The organism is Arthrobacter humicola, from assembly GCF_039531445.1.
Classification (GTDB): domain Bacteria; phylum Actinomycetota; class Actinomycetes; order Actinomycetales; family Micrococcaceae; genus Arthrobacter; species Arthrobacter humicola.
In genome coordinates this window covers 52,575-71,785 of record NZ_BAAAQB010000038.1, presented here as the reverse complement: position 1 = coordinate 71,785, position 19,211 = coordinate 52,575, and the positions used below count along the sequence as shown (strand labels likewise).

The following is a 19,211-nucleotide window of genomic DNA, read 5'->3' as shown; positions in this document are numbered from 1 at the left end:
GTGAACTTGAGGCCAAATCGAGGTGACGTGATGTGCATCTCGCCGCCCGTGTGAGCTGCCCTGAAAGCCCACAGGCCGGGACAGCCTCTTCGTGAAAGGCAGTCCCGGCCTGTGTGGCCTTCCGGGCAACGTGCGCCCGGTCCTACTGCAGCGTTAGCCGCCGGCTGTTGCCGACGGGGTGGCCGACGGCGTGGGTGACGCGACGCCTGCCGGTGCCGGTGTCGGCGTCGCTTCCAGCTTCGCTTCGGCTTCGAGCGCCTTCTGCAGGGCCGCCGCGAGCTTCTTCTGCTGGTCACCGTATGTGGCGAAGTCACCCTTGGCGAGGGCGTCCTGGCCCGCCTTGATGGCAGCGTTGGCGTCATCGAGGGCGGCCTTCAGCTCCGCTTTGGCATCCGTGGTTCCGGGAGCCGGCGTGGTGCCTCCCGGGGTGGCCGGGGCTTGTCCCTTGTTCGCCGAGTCCCCTGCCGCCGCCCCGGAGTTTCCGCCGAACAGCTGGTTCAGTGCCTCGTTCAGCGTCGGCGCGAAGCCAATCTTGTCGCCGAACGCCACGAGGACCCGTTGCAGTGTCGGGTAGGAGGTTTCACCCGTAGACCGCAGATAGACGGGCTGGACGTACACCATGCCGCCACCGACCGGCAGGGTCAGGAGGTTGCCGTTGAGCACCGCGGACGCACCCTGGCGGAGCAGGTTGAGGGCCTGCGAAACGGTGGGGTCGGAGTTGAACTTGTTCTGCGCCTGGCCGGGGCCGGGGACCTGGGTTTCCGGCGGGATCTGCAGGAGTCTGAGCTGGCCGTAGCTGGCCGCCTTGACGCCCTTCTGGTTGCCTGCGTCGGAGTCCGCGGCCAGATAGCCGTACAGCACGTTGCGGGCGTTTCCGTTGACCACCTGCGGGATGAACGACGAGGTCAGCTGGAACGCCGGCTTGTCCTGGTCGGGCATCTTCAGTGACATGTAGTACGGCGGCTGCTTGACCTCGTCCTGGACGGTGGGGTCGTTCGGGACGGACCACGCGTCGTTGTTGGTGTAGAAGGCGTCCGGGTTGGTCACGTGGTAGCGGCCAAGAAGTTCGCGCTGGACCTTAAACAGGTCCTCGGGGTACCGTACGTGGCTCATGAGCGCACCGGACATCTCCGAATACGGCTTCAGGGCCGTCGGGAACACTTTCTGCCAGGCCTTCAGTACGGGGTCCTGGTCGTCCCACGCGTAGAGCGTGACGGAGCCGTCATAGGCATCCACGGTGGCCTTGACCGAGTTGCGGATGTAGTTCACCGAGCTGTTCGGCAGGGCTACCGTCCGGTTCGCGGCGGTCTGGGAGTCGGCCGTGGCGGCGGACAGCTGCTCCTGCTGGGAGTAGGGGAAGTACGGGCTGGTGGTGTACCCGTCCACGATCCACTTCACCCGGCCGTCGACGACGGCGGGGTAGGCGTTGCCGTCCACCGTCAGGTACGGTGCAACCTTCTCCACGCGGTCCCGCGGGTTGCGGTCGTAGAGGATCTGCGAGTCGGCGTTAACGCCGTCGGAGAGCAGCATGTCGGAGGACTGGAACTTGATCGAATAAAGGATCTTGTTGAAGAAGCTGCCGACGTTCGGGCCGCCGTTGCCGGTGAAGGTGTACTGCGTTTCGCCGTCGCCTTCCTTGGCCGCGGGCCGGTCCTGCTCACGGTGGGGTGCACCCTCCGGCGCGCCGACGATCGAGTAGTCTGGCGAGTTCTCGCCGAAGTAGATGCGGGGCTGGTAGGTCGTGTCGTTGCCGAGCACGCCGGTGGACGGGATGCCCGCCTGCAGGAAGTCCGGCTTGCCGTCCACGGTGAACGTGTTGCCCTTGGCCGCGACGACGCCATAGCCGTGCGTGTAGACCACGTGCCGGTTCAGCCAGGACTGCTGGTTGGTGGCGAGCCCGTCCGGGTTGAGCTCACGGACCGCGATGACCGTGTCCTGGGTCTTGCCGTCGATCTGGTAGCGGTCCACGTTCAGGGCCTTGGGGAACTGGTAGTAGGGCCGGTACTGCTCCAGCTGCGAGAACGCATCAGAGATCAGGTTCGGATCCAGCAGACGGATGTTGGCGGTGGTCTGGGCATCGGGGGCCAGTGCACCGGTGGTGGCGTTGGTGGTGGCGTTGTACCGACTTTCCCGGACCTTGTCCAGGCCGTAGGCGGCACGGGTCATGGCGATGTTCCGCTTGATGTATTCGTTCTCCAGTGTCTGCTCCGAGGGCCGGACCTGGAACTGCTGGATGACCCACGGGTAGACACCGCCGGCAAGGATGGCCGTGATGACCAGCATGGCGGTGCCGATCACCGGAAGACGCCACTTGCCGATCACTGCGGCGACGATGAAGAGCACGGCCACAAGACCTGCGGCCACAGCCAGGATGGACTTGGTCGGAATGACGGCGTTCACGTCCGTGTACAGCGCACCGGCCCAGCGGCCCCCGTTGTTTTGCACGGTGGAATAGCGGTCCAGCCAAAAGTTGACGCCCAGCAGCAGGAGGAAGGCGGCGCCCGTGACGGCCAGGTGGATCTGTGCGGCACGGCTGGTGAATATCCCGCGTTCCATGATCCGGATGCTGCCGTAGAGGTAGTGGGTCAGGATGCCGGCGAGTCCCGCGACCACCGTGACGCTGATGAGGAACCCGGTGACGAAGCCGAGGAAGGGAAGCGTCATGAGGTAGAAGCTGATGTCCAGGTTGAACTGCGGATCGTTCTGGCCGAACGGCTCCTGGTTCAGGAACAGGAGGACTTTTTGCCATTGGCTGGCGGCGGCGCTTCCGGCGAAAAGGCCAAAGAGGATGGGAATACCCACCATCACCACGCGCCGGATGGGTTCGAGCTGGGCCTGGTAGCGGTTCAGGTTGTCCCGGATTTCCGAATCGGGGGCGTAGACCGGCCGCGCGTGGTAGGCAATGCGGATGGCGAAGAAGACGGCGGCAAACATGACGGCGAACCCGGTCAGGAAAATCACGATCTTGGACACGTTTTCGGTCAGGAACACTTCGAAGAAGCCCAGCTGCTGGTACCAGAGGACATCCGTCCAGACATTGGCGAAGAAGATGAATCCGACCACGATCAGGGCCACGATGATCAGCGTTGGCGTCAGGGCGCCGCGTCGTGTCTGGGGTCTTCCGGGCGGGACAGTGCTGGCGGGACGGGACAAACTCGGTACCTCATAGCTGGTCGTCTACTGCGGGTTTTTACTTATTCGTCGCTGCTGTGATTCAGTCCTGCGACAAAGTGCCGTATTGCAGGGTTGATGCATTCTAACGGCCTCCTCCGCCGTTCCGTCAGTGCCCTAAAGCAGGGTCCCGGACGGACGGCAGCGGCCGTCATTAGTGCCACGAGTGACGCGGGTGCTTAGTTCCGCGGCCAGTCTAGTTGCTGGTGCACACGGGGAGGCCTGATGTGTCGCCGCCTGAAGCGGCCAGTTCAACTGCTTTGCGTGCGTCCGTGAGGTTCTCCACCTTGACGACTTGAAGGCCGCCGGGAATGTGGCCCACCACGTCCTCGCAGTTGGAGGCCGGCGCCAGGAACAGCGTGGCCCCGCCGGACCGTGCCCCCTGCATTTTCTGGGCGATCCCGCCGATGGGCCCCACGGCGCCGTCGGGGGAAATGGTTCCAGTGCCCGCGATGTGCTTGCCTCCGGTCAGATCCCCGGGCGTGACAGTGTCAATGATGCCGAGGGCGAACATCATGCCGGCGCTGGGGCCGCCGACCTTGTCGAGGGAGATTTTGACGTCAAAGGGGAAGGTGAACTTGTACTGCAGTATGACGCCGAGGATATAGCGGCCTGCACTGTTCTTGGCCGGAGTGATGGTGGCGGGCACTTGGCTGCCGGCGCGGTCCACGATGACCTTGACGGGTTTGCCGTTGCCTGCGGCCAGTTCTGCCTGGACTACGCCAAGGGACGTGATGGGCTTGTCGTTGATCGAGACCAGAACGTCGCCCGACTGCAGCAATCCCTTCGAGGCGGAGTCGTCCGGGAGCCCGGCGACCTGCATTTTCTGATCGAACGGGATGTTCAGTTCTTTCAGTGCTGCGGCCACGGCGTTCTCCTGGGAGGTGGTCATCGCCGTGGCGCTCTCCTGCTGGGATTGTTCCTTCGTCACCCCGGTCGGGAACAGCAGTTCCTGGGGGTAGACGGCCTTGGTGCCGTTGAGCCACGCCGAAAACGCCTCGAAGACGCTGACCGGACCGTTGGGGCCGCCGTCGACATAGACCGTGGTGAGATCCAGGTTGCCCTTGGCGGGAAAGGTCTCGTGGCCGGTGACGCTGATGACCGGTTTGCCGTTGTCCTCGCCGATGGTGTTGAACGTGGGCCCGGGAGACTCGACCACGTAGGGCACCGGCAGGCTCACCGCGGTGATGCCCAGCGCCAGGGTCAGCAGCCCCGAGACGAGCATGGCTGACGAGCGGTTGTCGCGCTTCCGCGGGGCGCCGGTGCCCGGAAGGCGGATCCTTCTGCCCCGGACCGGCCCGGCCGCGGGGTCGCTGGCGGGCTGCTCACCTTGGGTGATTGTCATTGAACGACCTCTCCGTGCCGGCGCGGGGGCGGCGGCCCCTGACGGGATTCCTGACAGGACAATCCTGTCAGGACAAGCCTGCCAAGGCATCCTGACAGGACGCCTTGAGCCCGCACCCGGGCCACAGCCTAACCCGAGGCTGCCGCGTGCAAATATTCCAACTTCCAAGACTACGCGTTGGGCGGCCCGGAAGGCTCTTTGCCTACAGCGAACGTGGCGCGGTTTCGGCAGACAGCCGCTCTTGCAGGGGGGTACCGTGAAGTTGAGAAACAGCCACACCGACGATCGGCGGGATCATGACCTCCAACCCACTCAATCCGTCCAATGGCGACGAGGAACCCAAGGATCCCCTGGCAGAAATGCTCAAGAACCTGATGGGCGGCCAGGGCATGGGCAACATCGACCCCGCTGAACTGGCGAAGGCCGCAGGCCTCCCGGACGACCCAAACCTCCTGGCCCAAATGTTCTCGCAGGTGCAGGCGATGATGAGCGCTCCGTCGGAGGGGCCCGTCAATTGGCAACTGGCCCATGAGAACGCCCGCCGTGTGGCCGCCAGCGGATCGGACCCCTCGGTCACGTCCCAGCAGTCGCGCGAGGTCGACGAGGCCCTGCGGCTCGCCGAGCTCTGGCTCGACCAGGTCACGGGGCTTCCGGCCACGGGACTGATCGGCCGGGCCTGGTCCCGTGCCGAATGGGTCGAGGAAACCCTTGGAACGTGGAGGCGGCTGACCGAGCCCGTCGCCAACAGCATTGCCAACGCGCTTTCCGCTGCCATGACCGAGCAGATGCCCGAGGAAATGAAATCCATGATGGGTGGCGCCTCCTCGATGATCCAGAACATGGGCGGGGCGATCTTCGGCATGCAGCTGGGTCAGGCAATCGGTGCCCTCTCGGCCGAGGTGGTCAGCTCGACGGACATCGGCGTTCCCTTGGCCGACCTCGAAATGGCGCTCCTGCCGGCCAACGTGGCGAAATTCGGTGAGGGCCTCAGCCTGCCCGAGAACGACATCCGCCTGTTCCTGGCAGTGCGCGAGGCAGCCCACGCCCGGCTGTTCGTGCAGGTCCCGTGGCTGCGCGGACATCTCCTCAGCGCGATCGAGGCCTACGCCCGCGGGATCCACATCGACACGTCCAAGATCGAGGAACTGGCACGGGATATCGACCCCAGCAACCCGGAAGGCATCCAGGAGGCCCTCTCCCAGGGTGTCTTCATGCCGCAGCGCACGCCCGCCCAGGAACAGGCCCTCGAGAAGCTGGAGACGGCCCTCGCCTTAGTGGAGGGTTGGGTGGACGAACTCACGTGGGGCGCGACCGAGAAGCTGCTGCCCTCCGCCGCCGCACTGCGCGAGACCGTCCGGCGGCGCCGGGCCACCGGGGGCCCCGCGGAGCACGCGTTCTCCTCCCTCGTGGGGCTTGAGCTGCGGCCGCGCCGGCTCCGCGAGGCCGCCACGCTTTGGGCTTTGCTCAAGGCCGAACGCGGGATCGAGGGCCGCGACGCCGTCTGGCAACACCCTGATCTGCTGCCCACAGCGGAGGACCTGGATGATCCGCAGGGCTTCAGCGAACGCCGCAAGCTTGCCGAAGCCAGCGACAGCGAGGTCGATGACGCCCTGCAGAAGCTGCTGAACGGAGGCTTCGACGAGCCCGCTGACACTGGTTCCGCCGCCTCCGACACACCTGCCCCCAGCGCACCGGAGGAGTCCGCCGGTTCCGGTCAGGTACCACCGGCAGCCACTGAGGAAGACCAGAGCGGCGACGGCGGCCCGGACACGGGTGGCAGCCCCAAAGCGTAGTTAGTTGGCCCCGGCCGGGACTTCGGTTCCGTCCGGGGCTTCGTCGTATCCCCCGCCGGGCGCCAGGCCCCGTGACGTCGCGAACGAGACGCCCTCGAGGAATGCCTTGGCGCGCTCCGTCTCGGGGTAGGCCGTGAGCAGCCGCCAGAAGGCGGCGTCGTGGCCGGCCACCAGCAGGTGGGCGAGTTCGTGGAGCAGCACATAGTCGATCACCCACTGGGGCATGGGCTGAAGCTTGGCCGAGAGCCGGATGGTTCCTTCCGACGGGGTGGCCGAACCCCAGCGCGAGTTCTGGTTGGTGACCCAGCGGACGGAGGACGGCACCGCCCTCCCGCCCAGGTACTTCGCGGAAAGTTCGGCGGCGTGGGCGGCAAGATCGGCATCGCTGCGGGGGCGCCGCCGGCCGGCACCGGCCGCCCCGCGGGCTCCTTGGCGCCGGAGCTTTTCGAGCATCCGGTGGACCCATTCCCGCTCCTGGGCCCTGGTGAACGAGGCGGGGATGGCGACCACCGCCGTACCGTCTTCCCAGAAAGCGGCAACAGTCCGGCGGCGGCGGGCGGACCGGCGGACGACCACCGGGGCGCCGTCGGCGGTGGTCAGCGGTGCAGTCGGGCCGGCCATCAGTGCCCCGTATTTTCCGCCAGGACCGTCAGGACGGCCTCGCCATACTTTTCCAGCTTGGACGGGCCCACGCCGGCGAGTTTGGCCAACTGTTCCAGGGATTCGGGGCGGGCCTCGGCGATGGCGGTCAAGGTCGCGTCGGTGAACACGACAAACGCGGGGACGTCGGCTTCCAGGGCCACGTCCTTCCGCCATTGCCTCAGCGCGTCGAACGTCTGTTCCTCGTAGGTGGGCGGGCACTGGTTGCAACGCCCCACCTTGCGTTCCGCGCCGCTGGAGAGCATGCTTCCGCAAACCCGGCACGACGCCGGGACGGCGGCTTTCCGGCGCGGCGCGGCCCCCTTGCCGCGGAGGTGCGAACTGGCCACCGAATCGGGTCGCAGGCCGTCCAGGAAGCGTGAGGGCTTGCGGTTGGCCCGCCCGCCCGGTGTCCGGGCGGTGGACCAGGACAGCGACAGGTGTTCCCGGGCGCGGGTGATGCCCACGTACAAAAGCCTGCGTTCCTCATCCACCGATTCCGGAGTGTCCGCGAAGGAGATCGGCACGAGCCCCTCGCTGAGTCCCACCAGGAACACGGCGTCCCATTCCAGGCCCTTGGCGGCGTGCAGCGACGCCAGGGTGACGCCCTGGACGGTCGGTGCGTGCTGGGCCAGAGACCGTTCCTGAAGCTCGTTGACGAAGTCGGAGAGGCTGAACTGCTCCCCGCGGCTGATGACGAGTTCGTCGGCCAGCGCCACGAGTGCGGCCAGCGATTCCCAGCGTTCCCGCAGGGCGCCGCCGCTGTGGGGCGCCGCGTCGGTGTAGCCAAGGGAGGCCACGATGTCGCGGACCAGCTGCCCGAGCGGCTCGGGAGTGGCGGTTTCGGCAGCGGCCCGGGTGGCGGCCCGGAGCTGCAGGATGGCGTCGCGGACTTCTTTCCGGGCGAAGAACCGTTCACCGCCGCGCAGCTGGTAGCCGATTCCTGCCGCCGCCAGCGCCTGCTCGTAGGCTTCGGACTGTCCGTTGGTGCGGAAGAGGACGGCGACCTGGCTGGCCGGTGTGCCGGCGTCGAGCAGTTCGCGGATCCGGGCGGCGACCGTGGCGGCCTCGGCCTCGTCGTCGGAGCATTCGGTAAACTGCGGAACCGGGCCGGCGGGCCGCTGGGCCACGAGCTGCAGCGGCGTCGCCCATGCGGCGTCGGCCACAGGGCCGCCGCTGCGGCGGCCCGCAAGGAGGTCGTTGGCGAGCTTGACCACCTGCGGAGTGGAGCGGTAGTCCCGGATCAGCTTGACGACGTGAGCCTCGGGATACATGGCCTTGAAACCGAGCAGGTGCTTCGGAGAGGCACCGGTGAAGGAGTAAATGGTCTGGCTGGCGTCGCCCACGACGCAGAGGTCGTCGCGGCCTCCAAGCCACAGCTCCAGGAGCCGCTGCTGCAGCGGCGAGACGTCCTGGTATTCGTCGACGACGAAGTGCCGGTACTGTTCCCGGACGGTCGCCGCCACCTTGGGGTCCTCCTGAAGAATGCCGACGGTGATCAGCAGCACGTCCTCGAAGTCGATGACGTTGCGGTCGGTCTTGACGTCCTCGTAGGACTGGAAAACCCTCGCCACGGCGGTCAGGTCGAAGCCGCCCGGAGTGCCGCGGCCCTGGGCGTTTTCCAGGTAGTTCGCCGGGGTGAGCATGGAGACCTTGGCCCACTCAATTTCGGAGGCGAGGTCGCGGATGGAGGCGCGGTCCGTGCTGAGCCGGAGCCGCCGCGCGGCCTCGGCGATCATCTGCGCCTTGTGGTCCAGCAGGTTGGGCAGCGTTCCGCCGACTGCCTGAGGCCAGAAAAACTGCAACTGGCGCAGCGCCGCGGCGTGGAAGGTGCGGGCCTGGACGTTTCCGACGCCCAGGTCACGGAGCCGGCTGCGCATCTCGGCGGCCGCCCGGGCGGTAAAGGTCACGGCCAGGAGCCGCTGCGGGCTGTACACGCCCGAGTGCACGCCGTAGGCGATCCGGTGCGTGATGGCGCGGGTCTTGCCCGTCCCGGCGCCGGCCAGCACGCACATGGGTCCCTGCAGGGTGCTGGCGACTTCGCGCTGTTCGGCGTCGAGGCCACCGAGGATCCGTTCCTCGAGCGAGCGCGTGTCCGCTGCGGGCAGGGCGTCGGACATGGATCCGCCGGATACAGTGCCGCCGGATCCGGTGGTCTCGCCGCCGAGGAGGGTGCTGAAGTTCAATTTCTCTGTGGTCACTTTTGCTGCTCAGTCGGTAGTTGGTGTCCTGCGGATGAGGGCAGGCCTATCAGGCGCTGTCTGCGGCGTCCTGGATGACGCCGCCGTACCAGTGTTCAATGAGGGACCGGGCGATGGAGAGCCTGCTGGAAATAACGATCTCGCCGCTGAGGACGGCTTCCTGCAGTTCGCTGCGGCTGAACCAGCGCGCCCGGGTGACCTCGACGCCGTCGGGCCGGGCTTCGGTGTCCGACGTCGTAGCCGTGAAGCCGAGCATCAGGGAGGCGGGGAACGGCCAGGACTGCGACCCGAGGTATTGGGAGGCGGTGACGCGGACCCCGACTTCCTCGCCGATCTCGCGCCGCACGGCCTGTTCGAGCGACTCCCCCGGTTCGACAAAGCCGGCGAGGGTGGAATAGTTCTTGGCATCGAGGGGACCGCCGCCGCCAAGCAGGAGCCTCCCGTCGGACCCCACCACGGTCACGATGATCGCCGGATCCGTCCGGGGATAGTGCTCGGAGTTGTCGGCCGGACAGCGGCGGACCCAGCCGCCGGCTTCCGCCTGCGTGGGCGTGCCGCACCGCGGGCAATGAGTGTGGGTGGCATGCCAGTTGGCGATGGCGCTGGCTTCGATGAACAGTGCCGTGTCCGTGGGGTTCAAGCGTGCGGCGACCTCGCGGAAGCCGGCCCACTGAGCATCGGCGGGGATTCCGCTGATGTGGGTTTCGAATTCCTCGGCCCGCACTTCGAACTGGGCCGGCAGTACAAACAGGACCAGCTCCGTGCCGGCTTCAAGGTCCGAACCTGCCAGGGCCGAGCCGAGGTAGATGACGTGCTCCGGGGCATACGGGGTATTGGCCAGATGTTCGCCGAGTTCGGCCGCATTGAGCAGGACGAGGCTGTGATCGCTGACCAGGGCCTGGCGGCCGGAGAGCACCATGGCCCGCGCCGACCCCGTGCCGAGCACCTCCGCGAGCATTCCGGGTTTCAGCCGGGCCGCGGACCCGCGGTCGATCAGGGCCGGGCGCACCGGAAGGACCGTATCCATCAGGTGGTTTGCCGGCAGAAGCTGCACCGGGGGTGCCGCGGGTTCAGTGGGCGTATTCCCTGACTTCGGGGACGGGGTTGGTGACTCCGCAAGACTCATGTACCCACCGTACTGACTCGGGCCGACAATTGACATTTGCCGCCCACGCGACCGGGCACTCCCGGGGGACGCCCGGGATATGCCGTTTGCCCCGGTGCTGGCACTGTTTTGTCCCTGTTTTCTCCCTTGTTTTTGCACCGATCTCAAGACTCGCCGGAGGGCATCGCTGTCTTGGGCGCCGCTCAATCTACCGTGGGAGGGTGAGAAGGAAACCAATCGAACTGGCAGCTGTAGCGACTGCGGCGGTACCCGGCCTGACCCCGACCGCCGTCAGCTCCGCGCCCGACGATCCGGCAGACTTTGACGCGGCCCTCCTGCTGGACTCGGAGGGCAAGCGTTGGCGCGTCCGTTCTCCCCGGCACGCCGAGGCCAGCGCCCGGCTGGAAACAGAATTCCTGGTGCTGCGGGCCTTCGCCCCCGGTATCCGGGCCGAGCTGCCGTTCCTCATGCCCACGGTGGCGGGGACAGTCCGGCAGGGCCAGCTCAGCACGTTCGTGTACTCCCACCTCGCCGGCGCCACCCGCTCCCTTGACGACCTCAGCAGCGGCTCCCCCGCCCTCGCCCGGGAAATCGGGGCGGCACTGGCTGCAATCCATGACCTTCCGCGGTCGATCGTGAGCAATGCCGATCTGCCGAGCTACACGCCCAACGAATTCCGTCAGCGGCGCCTCAACGAACTCGATCAGGCGGCCACTACGGGAAAGATCCCCCCGCTGCTGCTGCGGCGCTGGGAACACGCCATGGAAGACGTCTCCCTCTGGCGCTTCAATCCCTGCGTTGTTCACGGGGACCTCCACGAGGACAATCTGCTGGTGGACGGCGACCGCGTGACCGCCGTTACGGGCTGGACCGACCTGCGCATCGGCGACCCGGCTGACGATATGGCCTGGCTGGTCGCCTCGAACGAACAGGATTTTGTGAACGCCGTCCTGGATCACTACACCTCCAGCCGGCGCGACGTTCCCGATGCCCACCTGCTGCGGCGTGCGGCATTGTCCGCCGAATTCGCATTGGCCCAGTACCTCGTCAAGGGCATGGCGGCCGGCAACCAGGACATGATTGACGAAGCAGAGTCCATGCTCGCCGCGCTGGCCGACGACGTCGCAGAATACGGTGGCCAGCCCATCAGTGTGGAACCGCTGCCGCGGCCGGTCGAGGCACCCGAAACGGGCGCGGAACGAGGCGGCGTCAGTGCCGGTGCGCCCACGACGGCGTCAGCGGCTCCTGCCGCGCCTGCCGCGCCGGGCGCAGGAACGGCGCCTGCCGTCAGCAAGGTCACGCTGCTTCCTTTGGAGCCGGCACCCGCCCCGGATGCCTCTCCCGCTCCCAGTGCTTCGGCGCCTGGTCCGGGGACCGGTGCCAAGCCCGCCGTGCACGTCACGCCCATCCCCCGCGATGCGGACGCCGCTCCCCCCGGCCCTGCCGTGCAGACTCTCACCAACGCAGGAACAGACTCCCGGCCCGATGCCGACACCCCGGACGTTTCCAGCACCCCGGACGCGCCCGGGCCTGGCGCCGGCGGACAGGCCGCCGGCGAGGGCACGACGGCCACCAGTGCCGCACCGAACGACGCAAGCCCCGGTGACAACGCCGCCGCAGCTGTCCCGCAGGCTGATGTGGCGACGGCTGATGTGGCGACGGCTGATGCCACGACGGCTGATACCCGGGACGACGCCGGCGCGGCCGGGGACGACGGCGCTCAGGCGGCAGCCCCCGCTGCCGGAGACGCGTCGACGCAATCAATCGCCGTCGTGCAGCCGAGCTCGGGCAAGGAGCCGGACTCAGTGAAGGAACCGGAGTCCGGCGACAACACGTCAACCGCCGCCATCACCGTAGTGGACGTAACGTCCCGCTAGCCCGCCGGAACCAGTGGCGGATCCCGGCTAGGAATCCTTCGCCGTCGCCACCGGTGTCCTGCCCAGCGCCGCGGCCACGATTTCCTCAAGCTTCTCCGCTGATCCGAGGTCATGCGGACGGACCACCTGGTTGTCGGCCACGTAGTAGAACGCCGCCCGGACGTCCTCGAGCGGGACCCCTTTGAGCCGGGCCCAGGCCAGGCGGTACACGGCGAGCTGGACAGCCTTCACCTTCAGCTGGGCTGCAGACGGGCGCCGCCCGGTCTTCCAGTCCACAAGGTCCCAGCCGCCGTCAGCATCGCGGAACACGGCGTCGATCCGGCCCCGGACCACGACGTCGCCAATCCGAGTCTCGACCGGGACCTCGACGTGGGCCGGGGCGCGGTGTGCCCATTCGGACTGGCGGAAGGTTTCCACCATGGAATCCAGGCCGTAGGCCTCGTCGATGTGGTCATCAGCCCCGGCCGCCTCGCCCAGGTCCAGCATGCCGGCTGCGCCGAAGTATTCCTCCACCCAGGCGTGGAAGGCCGTGCCTTTTCGGGCTGACATCCCCGGTTCGCGCGGAACCGGCCGCCGCAGTCGGGCCACAACCGAGTCCGCATCATCGTCCAGGTCCACGAGGGTGGACGCCGAGATATGGCCGGGAAGATGCACATCCTGGACCACCGAACGCCGGGACCGTCGTTCGAGCAAAGTGGCCGCCTCCTTGGCCCACCCGGCCGCCGGTCCGCGCAGGGCAGGGCGCCGTTCCTCGTCACCGCCGGAACGTTCCCGGACCGGATCCGGGACGTTTTCCGGGCCGCCGTCAGGGCCGTCATGGGCGTCGAAGGCAGGGCCGGCCCCGGGGGCGTCGAGCATCGCCTGCAGGACCCGCGCCGCGGCTGATTCCATGGCCGCACGGCGTCCCCTGACAAGCCTCAGCCGTTTGCCCGTCCGGGGGTCAGACGGCCCTTCGAGGGGGTCGTACGGCCACGCGGCGACTTCAAGTTCGGAGGTCAGGGGGCTTTCCGCCGGCAGCGCGTCCTCGCTGACGGACAACGGATGAATTTCGGCGGCGCCTTCCGCCGTGAGGCCCTCGAGCTCGGCAAGGAAGGGTGACATTTCAGCCAGTCCGGCGCGCGATCCCACCCATGCGGCACTTGAAATCCAGAGCACATGTTTGGCCCGGGTGTAGGCCACGTAAGCTAGGCGCCGTTCCTCGGCTTCGCCGTGCACCTGGACGGCGGACTTGAACTCTTTCTCGGCGTCAAGCCAGCCTTTCTGGTCCGGCTGATCCAGGTCCCATTGGGGGAGGTCGGCGCGGTCACCGCGCAGCGGCCACGGCAACGCCGCGCTTCCGCTGCTCCACCGCGAGTCCCTGCTGCTGGGAAACGCCCCGGAGTTGAGCCCGGGAACGAACACGACATCCCATTCCAGGCCCTTGGAGGCGTGCACCGTCAGGAGCTGGACGGCTTCGTGGTTCACCTCGGGCGCTGCGGCATCGAGACCGTTTTCCTCTGCAGCCGCGGCTTCCAGCCAGGCAAGGAAAGCCAGGACGTCCACCCGCTGGGAGGTGTGCAGGAACCCGGCGGCGGCGTCCTGGAAGGCGTCCAGATTTCGGCGGGCCTGGTGGATGCTGATCCCGGGCCGCGCCGCGACTTCGATGTCCAGGAGCATGGCCCGTTCGACCTCGCCGAGCAAGGTGGTGAGGTCGTCCCCCATGTAGCTGCGCAATTGCCGGAGCTCATCGGAGAGCCGCTGCAGGCGGTCGCGGGCCTCGGGGCTCAGCCTGCGGCCATGCGCCGAGGTCCAGCCTTCGCGGGGCAGCCAGTCCAGAGCTTCGACCAGGCTGGCGGAGTCCGTGATGTCGCCTTCAATCACGGCGTCGTCGTCAGTATCCTCGGCGGCATGCCCCGCGTCGTCGGTATCGGGGCTGCCGGGGCGGCCCCGGCGGCGGGCCAGGAAACTGGACCAGTCCCGCAGTGCCATCAGGTCCGCCGGGCCGATCCGCCACCGCGCACCGGCCAGCAGGCGCATGAGGGAGTCCGAGCGGCCGGGGTCGGCCAGGACGCGGAGCGTGGCGACAAGATCGATGATTTCGGGGGTGTCCAGCAGCCCGCCGAGCCCGACGATTTCGTAGGGTATGCCGCGAAGTTCGAACTCGCGCCGGATACATTCCATCTGTGCCCGCCGCCGGCAGAGGACGGCCATGGCCGGAGGCACCGGATCGGCCTGCGCGGCATCGAAGTCCGTCACCCGGAACTTCAGGACGTCCCCCGCGATGGCGGCCGCCTCGGACTCGTCCGTGGCGAACCGTCCCATGACGACCCTGCCCTGGACTGCTGCCGGGCTGGGCTGCAGGGGCGGGACCTCGACGGCGTCGGGGGTGTCCCGGGCCCCGGCAGGCCCGAGGCTGGCCGCGGCCTTGCTCAGCGGCGCCGAAATGAGGTTGGCCGTGGCGAGGATGTTGCGCCCGTTGCGCCATGCGGTGGTCAGGTACGACGTCGGCGCCACGGCAAAGCGCGGGGCCTCGCCGGCCGCGCCCCTGCCCTGGTCTCCGCCGGAGCCTGCGCTGCCGGCATCTTCACCGCTGACACGGATCGGGAATTCGCGGACGAAGTGGAAAAGCTGTCCCGCAGATGCTCCCCGGAAGCCGTAGATGGACTGGTTCGGGTCCCCCACCGCGGTCACGGCATGCCCGTCGCCGAAGAGCCGGGAAAAGAGGACCAGCTGGGCGTGCGACGTGTCCTGGAATTCATCAAGCAGCACCACCTTGTAGCGCTGGCGCTCTGTTTGGGCGGCGACCGGAATCTCGCGGGCCACCCGTGCCGCCAGGGCCACGAGATCGCCAAAGTCCAGTGCACCGCGGGCCCGCTTCGCCTCGGAATAGCGGCCCACCATATCCGCGACGCTGGCCCGCGTGCGCAGCATCGCGCTGAGGTCGCCGGCGGCCTGGGTGGGGTTCTTCTTGGCGTCGGCGACGTAGGGAAGCGACTCGAACGCGGCGATCCGTTCCTGCAGCCAGCCCCGGACCCCGGCCGGGTCCTGCAGGTGCTCCGCGCACTCCCCCGCCAGTTGGATCACGGCCTTGACGAGGGTCGATTTGGCGGACCGGAAGTGTTCGTAGTCGCCGTCGAAGGCTTCCACCACTTCGCTGGCGAGCTGAAACGACTGCGCGCCGCCGAGCAGCACGACGTCGCGTTCGACGCCGAGCCGGAGGCCATAGTCGGAGACAATGCCGCTCGCGTACGAGTGGTACGTGGAGACCTTCGGTTCGAGCGCATCTGCGCTCAGCAGTCCGGCAGGAAAAACGGCATTCCCCGTGTCGGCCGCCGCGATGCGCTGCAGCGCGGCCAGCTTGGCCCGGATCCGGGAGGCGAGCTCACCGGCGGCCTTGCGGGTGAAAGTCACGCCGAGGACTTCCTCCGGCCTGACCCAGCCGTTGGCCACGAGCCACACCACCCGGTCCGCCATGGTGGCGGTCTTCCCGGAGCCCGCCCCGGCAATGACGAGCCGCGGCGTGAGGGGCGAGGAAATGATCAGGGACTGTTCGGCCGTGGGGCTGTTCTTCTCCCCCAGCATTGCAGACAGTTCCTCCGGGCTGAACCGAGGGTCGGGAAGCGGCCCGGTATTGCGGGCCGCGTCCGGTGCCGCATGTGGGTCTGCCAGGCCGGTCGGCGGCGCCTCGGGGGTCATTCAGTTACCTGCTTTCCCCGCACGCACAGCGGGCACACTTCGGGGAGCCGGCAGCCGTGGCCGCCGTGGCCTCCCTTGGATGGATCGTGGCGGGCCTGGAAGGTGCTGCCGGACATCACCTGGGCGGCGTCGCCGACCATCTCCAGCGCCCAGTTGTCCTGGGGGTCGAGCGGGGCCTGGGCCTGGACGCCCGGGCTTTTGGTTGTCGTGCCGAGCTGGGCCAGGACGGCACCGCCCGGCAGCGGCGGCGGACCGTCGTCGGGGCCGGCAAAGCCGCCGGCCAGCACGGCGGCCTGGTAGGCGCCGAGCTGCGGATGACGCTCCAGATCCGCCTTGCCCGGCTGGCGCTTACCGGTCTTGAGGTCCACGATCACCAGGCGGCCCTCGGCGTCGATCTCCAGCCTGTCCACCTGGCCCCGGAGCACGGCGGGCCGGGCCGGGCCCGCGCTCCCGCCGTCGCCGGATTCAGGTCCGGCGACGGGCTCCGCCGGAAGGTCCGGCAGCTTCACCTCGAAGTCCTGCTCGACGCCGACCAGACTACGGCCTTCGCTCCGCATGATCAGGACATACTGGGCGAGCTTGCGGACCATGGACTCGGCTCGCTGAAAATCCAGCTTGCCCTCCCAGTTGTCCTTCATCCCCAGGGTGGGCCAGCGCCGGACGAGTTCCGCCACATATTCGCTTCCAGAGGCATCGGGGAGGTCCTGCGCGATGGCATGGACCAAGGTTCCCAGGCTGCGGGCAAAATCCGTGGCGGCTTCTCCGCCGGCGGCCTGCACGAACCAGTCGAGCGGCGATTTCTGCACGGTTTCGACCTTCGAGGGCGAGACGAAGACTGTTCCGCCGGCAGGAACAACCGGCTCGTCGGAAGACAACCCGGCCAGTCCCCACCAGCTCGCGGGGTGTGCGCCCGGAACCGGCGGACGAGCGGTGGCCAGGACGCCCAGCACGGCCGCGGCTTCGGCCGATTCGGCAGCTTTGGGGTCCAGCTGTGCATACTGGCGCAGCTCCGCGACCAGGGCCCTGAGGGTCAGCGGACGCTCCACCGGGGTGAAGCCCCGGCGGTCCTGCCCCGGGCGCAGCGGCGCCACATAGTCCAGGAAGGAGGACGGTTGCTCGTCCTCCGAGGACACCGCCGTGCAGATCAGCACCTCGCGGGCGCGGGACACCGCGGTGGAAAAGCTCCTCAGTTCGTCATAACGGATTTCGCGCAGCCGGCTCAGCGGATCCAGTTGCAGGGCATACTCGACGCCGTGTTCGACGGCGTCGGCGAACAAGGTGCTGCCGAGCAGTTCGCCACGCAACCGGGTATTGGGCCACACGCCCTCTTGGAGCCCTGGCACAATCACCACAGGCCACTCCCGGCCGGCGGCACTGGCAGGGGTCATGAGTTCCACAGCGTCTTCCAGCTGCGCCCTGGCGGCCAGGGTATCCATGGGGAGCTCCTGGCTGAGCAGGTACTCGAGGAACTGCTCCGGTCCGGAACCGGGCAGCTGGTCGACGAAGCGCTCCGCGGTATGGAACAAGGCCATCATGGCATCGAGGTCACGGTCGGCCCGGGCACCGGCTGACCCTCCGGCCAGGGCGGCCTCGGTCCAGCGGGCGGCCAGTCCGGTCGAATGCCAGAGCGCCCACAGCACCGTCTCGGCGTTACCGCCGGGGGCCTCGGCGGCGTCGCGCCCGGCCCGGATCATCCGGGCAATGCGGCGGGCCGAATGCCCTTCGATGCCCAGTGTCGCCAACGCCCCGGGCTCCAGCAGGGCCTCGACAAGGAGGGCGTCGCTGGTCCGTCCGCCGCCGCCGAGAAGTTCCTCGCGGCGGAGCGATTGCCGCAGCCTCCGCAACTCAATCGAGGTGGCGCCGCCGATCCGGGACGTCAGCAAGGACACGGCCGCCTCTGGCGTGAGCGCGGCCGGGTCAAGGGCCACGGCGTAGGCATCCAGCAGCGGACGCACCGCGACCTCGTCCCGGACCGCCGATTCGGCCACGGGAATCCGGACCGGAATGCCCTGGCCGGCCAGGTACCGCTGCAGCTGGCTCAACTGACCGCCGTTGCGCACGATCACGGCGATATCCCCGAGGTCCCGGGCGTCGTTCAGCTGGGCTTCGAGGATCCGCTGCGCCACATACCGCAGTTCATGGACCGGAGACGGCAGCAGGTGTGCCTCGACCGTCCCCGGATTGACGTCGGCGCCACGGGACGGCCCGCCCGGAGCGGGGTCCGGCGTGGGATCCGGGGAGGGGTCCTGCGCGGGAAGGGGCTCAGGCTGTTCGAGCCGGCGTGCGGACAGGCCACCGGACCGCAGGGAGATGCGCCCGGCCACCGACAGCCACGACTCCGCCACGGCTGGGGCGTGCCGATGCGCAATCCAGAGGGGACGTTCCAGGATCACTCCGTCGGCGGCCAGGAGACGGGGAAGCTCGGCCACGAGATCCGGGCGCGCCCCGCGGAAGCCCTGAACCACGGTGTCCGGCGAGGCGGTGATGATGGCGTCCTTGCCGGCTGCGATGTCGGCAAGCAGTTCGAAGACCGCGGGGTTCGCTTCCTGGATGTCGTCCACGAGGATCAGCTGGAGGCGCTCGCGTTCGGCCGCGAGGAAATCCGGGGCGTCCTGGAAGATCTGGCGTGCTGCGGTGATGATGCCGGCGGGGTCGAAGGCCTCCGGCATGCGCAGGTCCAGGACGTCACGGTACTCGGAGTACAGGGCGGCCGCCGGAATCCAGTCGGGCCGGTTGCACCGCCGGGCCAGGGCCACGAGATCCTCCGCCGTCCGCCCGGATTCGATGATGCGGTCGAAGAGTTGGCGAACTTCCTGCCGGAAACCGCGGGTCTGCAGGGCGGCGCCCAGATCCTCCGGCCATGGCAGCTCGAGCCCGGGCATCGCATGCCCTTCGAGCAGTTCCTTGATGATGAGGTCCTGCTCCGGGCCGGAGAGCAGCTTCGGCTGGCGCGGCAGCGGCAGGATGCCTTCCGCTTTGGCGCGGCGGATCAGATCGAAGGCGTACGACGCCCAGGTGCGGGCCGGCGTCGTGCTCAGGCTCCGGTCCAGACGGGCTGTGAAGCGGTCGCGGAGAGTATCGGCGGCGAGCCTGCCGGGAGCCAGGATGAGCATCCGTTCCGGGTCCAGGCCGTCACGTTGGGTGCGGTGGACGGCGGCTTCGACGAGGACCGTCGACTTGCCCGTGCCCGGCGCGCCCGGCACCAGAACGGGGCCAGAGCCCGGCGGGACCTCGACGGCGGCGAGCTGGTCGGGCGACAGCACCGGGACCGCGCTGTGGTGGGTCCGGGGAGGCAACAACCGCAGCCCCACACCCGCTGCCTGCCCCGTTCCCGTTCCGTTTCCCGTGCCAGTTCCCTGATGGGGACGGGACGCGGACCGCTGCAGGCCCGGATCGAAGCTTTCG

General features: G+C 68.3%; 8 protein-coding genes and 1 pseudogene. 2 read left to right on the top strand and 7 right to left on the bottom strand.

Annotation, left to right across the window (positions count from 1 at the left end):
* Nucleotides 1–153: 153 nt before the first annotated feature.
* Both ABD243_RS15000 and ABD243_RS14995 read right to left on the bottom strand, forming a co-directional pair.
* Nucleotides 154–3,153, bottom strand: a complete 3,000-nt coding sequence (locus ABD243_RS15000; protein WP_344367251.1) for a UPF0182 family membrane protein — start codon at nt 3,151–3,153, stop codon at nt 154–156.
* A gap of 214 nt (nt 3,154–3,367) precedes the next feature.
* On the bottom strand, nt 3,368–4,516 hold the full coding sequence (locus tag ABD243_RS14995) for a YlbL family protein (RefSeq protein WP_344367249.1): 1,149 nt from the start codon (nt 4,514–4,516) through the stop codon (nt 3,368–3,370).
* Nucleotides 4,517–4,812: 296 nt separating this feature from the next.
* On the opposite strand from ABD243_RS14995, the gene ABD243_RS14990 reads away from it, so the two are divergent.
* Nucleotides 4,813–6,309, top strand: a complete 1,497-nt coding sequence (locus ABD243_RS14990; protein ID WP_344367247.1) for a zinc-dependent metalloprotease — start codon at nt 4,813–4,815, stop codon at nt 6,307–6,309.
* Here the strand turns inward: ABD243_RS14990 and ABD243_RS14985 are convergent, their stop codons facing one another.
* From ABD243_RS14985 to nudC, 3 genes are all read right to left on the bottom strand, one after another.
* Nucleotides 6,310–6,930: a M48 metallopeptidase family protein gene (locus tag ABD243_RS14985; protein ID WP_344367245.1), complete on the bottom strand. Its 621-nt coding sequence runs from the start codon at nt 6,928–6,930 to the stop codon at nt 6,310–6,312. It lies immediately after the preceding gene.
* Nucleotides 6,930–9,068: an ATP-dependent DNA helicase UvrD2 gene (locus tag ABD243_RS14980; RefSeq protein ID WP_344367393.1), complete on the bottom strand. Its 2,139-nt coding sequence runs from the start codon at nt 9,066–9,068 to the stop codon at nt 6,930–6,932. The genes ABD243_RS14985 and ABD243_RS14980 overlap by 1 nt, the downstream gene beginning before the upstream one ends.
* Before the next feature lie 130 nt (nt 9,069–9,198).
* Nucleotides 9,199–10,275, bottom strand: coding sequence for an NAD(+) diphosphatase (gene nudC / locus ABD243_RS14975; protein WP_344367243.1), 1,077 nt, complete (start codon nt 10,273–10,275; stop codon nt 9,199–9,201).
* A gap of 200 nt (nt 10,276–10,475) precedes the next feature.
* Between nudC and ABD243_RS14970 the strand changes: the two are divergent.
* A pseudogene (locus ABD243_RS14970) lies at nt 10,476–11,663 on the top strand (macrolide 2'-phosphotransferase); the annotation flags it as partial.
* 495 nt (nt 11,664–12,158) lie between these two features.
* Here the strand turns inward: ABD243_RS14970 and ABD243_RS14965 are convergent.
* Together ABD243_RS14965 and ABD243_RS14960 are read right to left on the bottom strand one after the other, a co-directional pair.
* A complete protein-coding gene (locus tag ABD243_RS14965) occupies nt 12,159–15,692 on the bottom strand; it encodes an ATP-dependent helicase (protein ID WP_344367392.1) in 3,534 nt (1,177 codons plus the stop codon).
* A gap of 110 nt (nt 15,693–15,802) precedes the next feature.
* On the bottom strand, nt 15,803–19,111 hold the full coding sequence (locus tag ABD243_RS14960) for an ATP-dependent helicase (protein ID WP_344367391.1): 3,309 nt from the start codon (nt 19,109–19,111) through the stop codon (nt 15,803–15,805).
* Nucleotides 19,112–19,211: the final 100 nt, after the last annotated feature.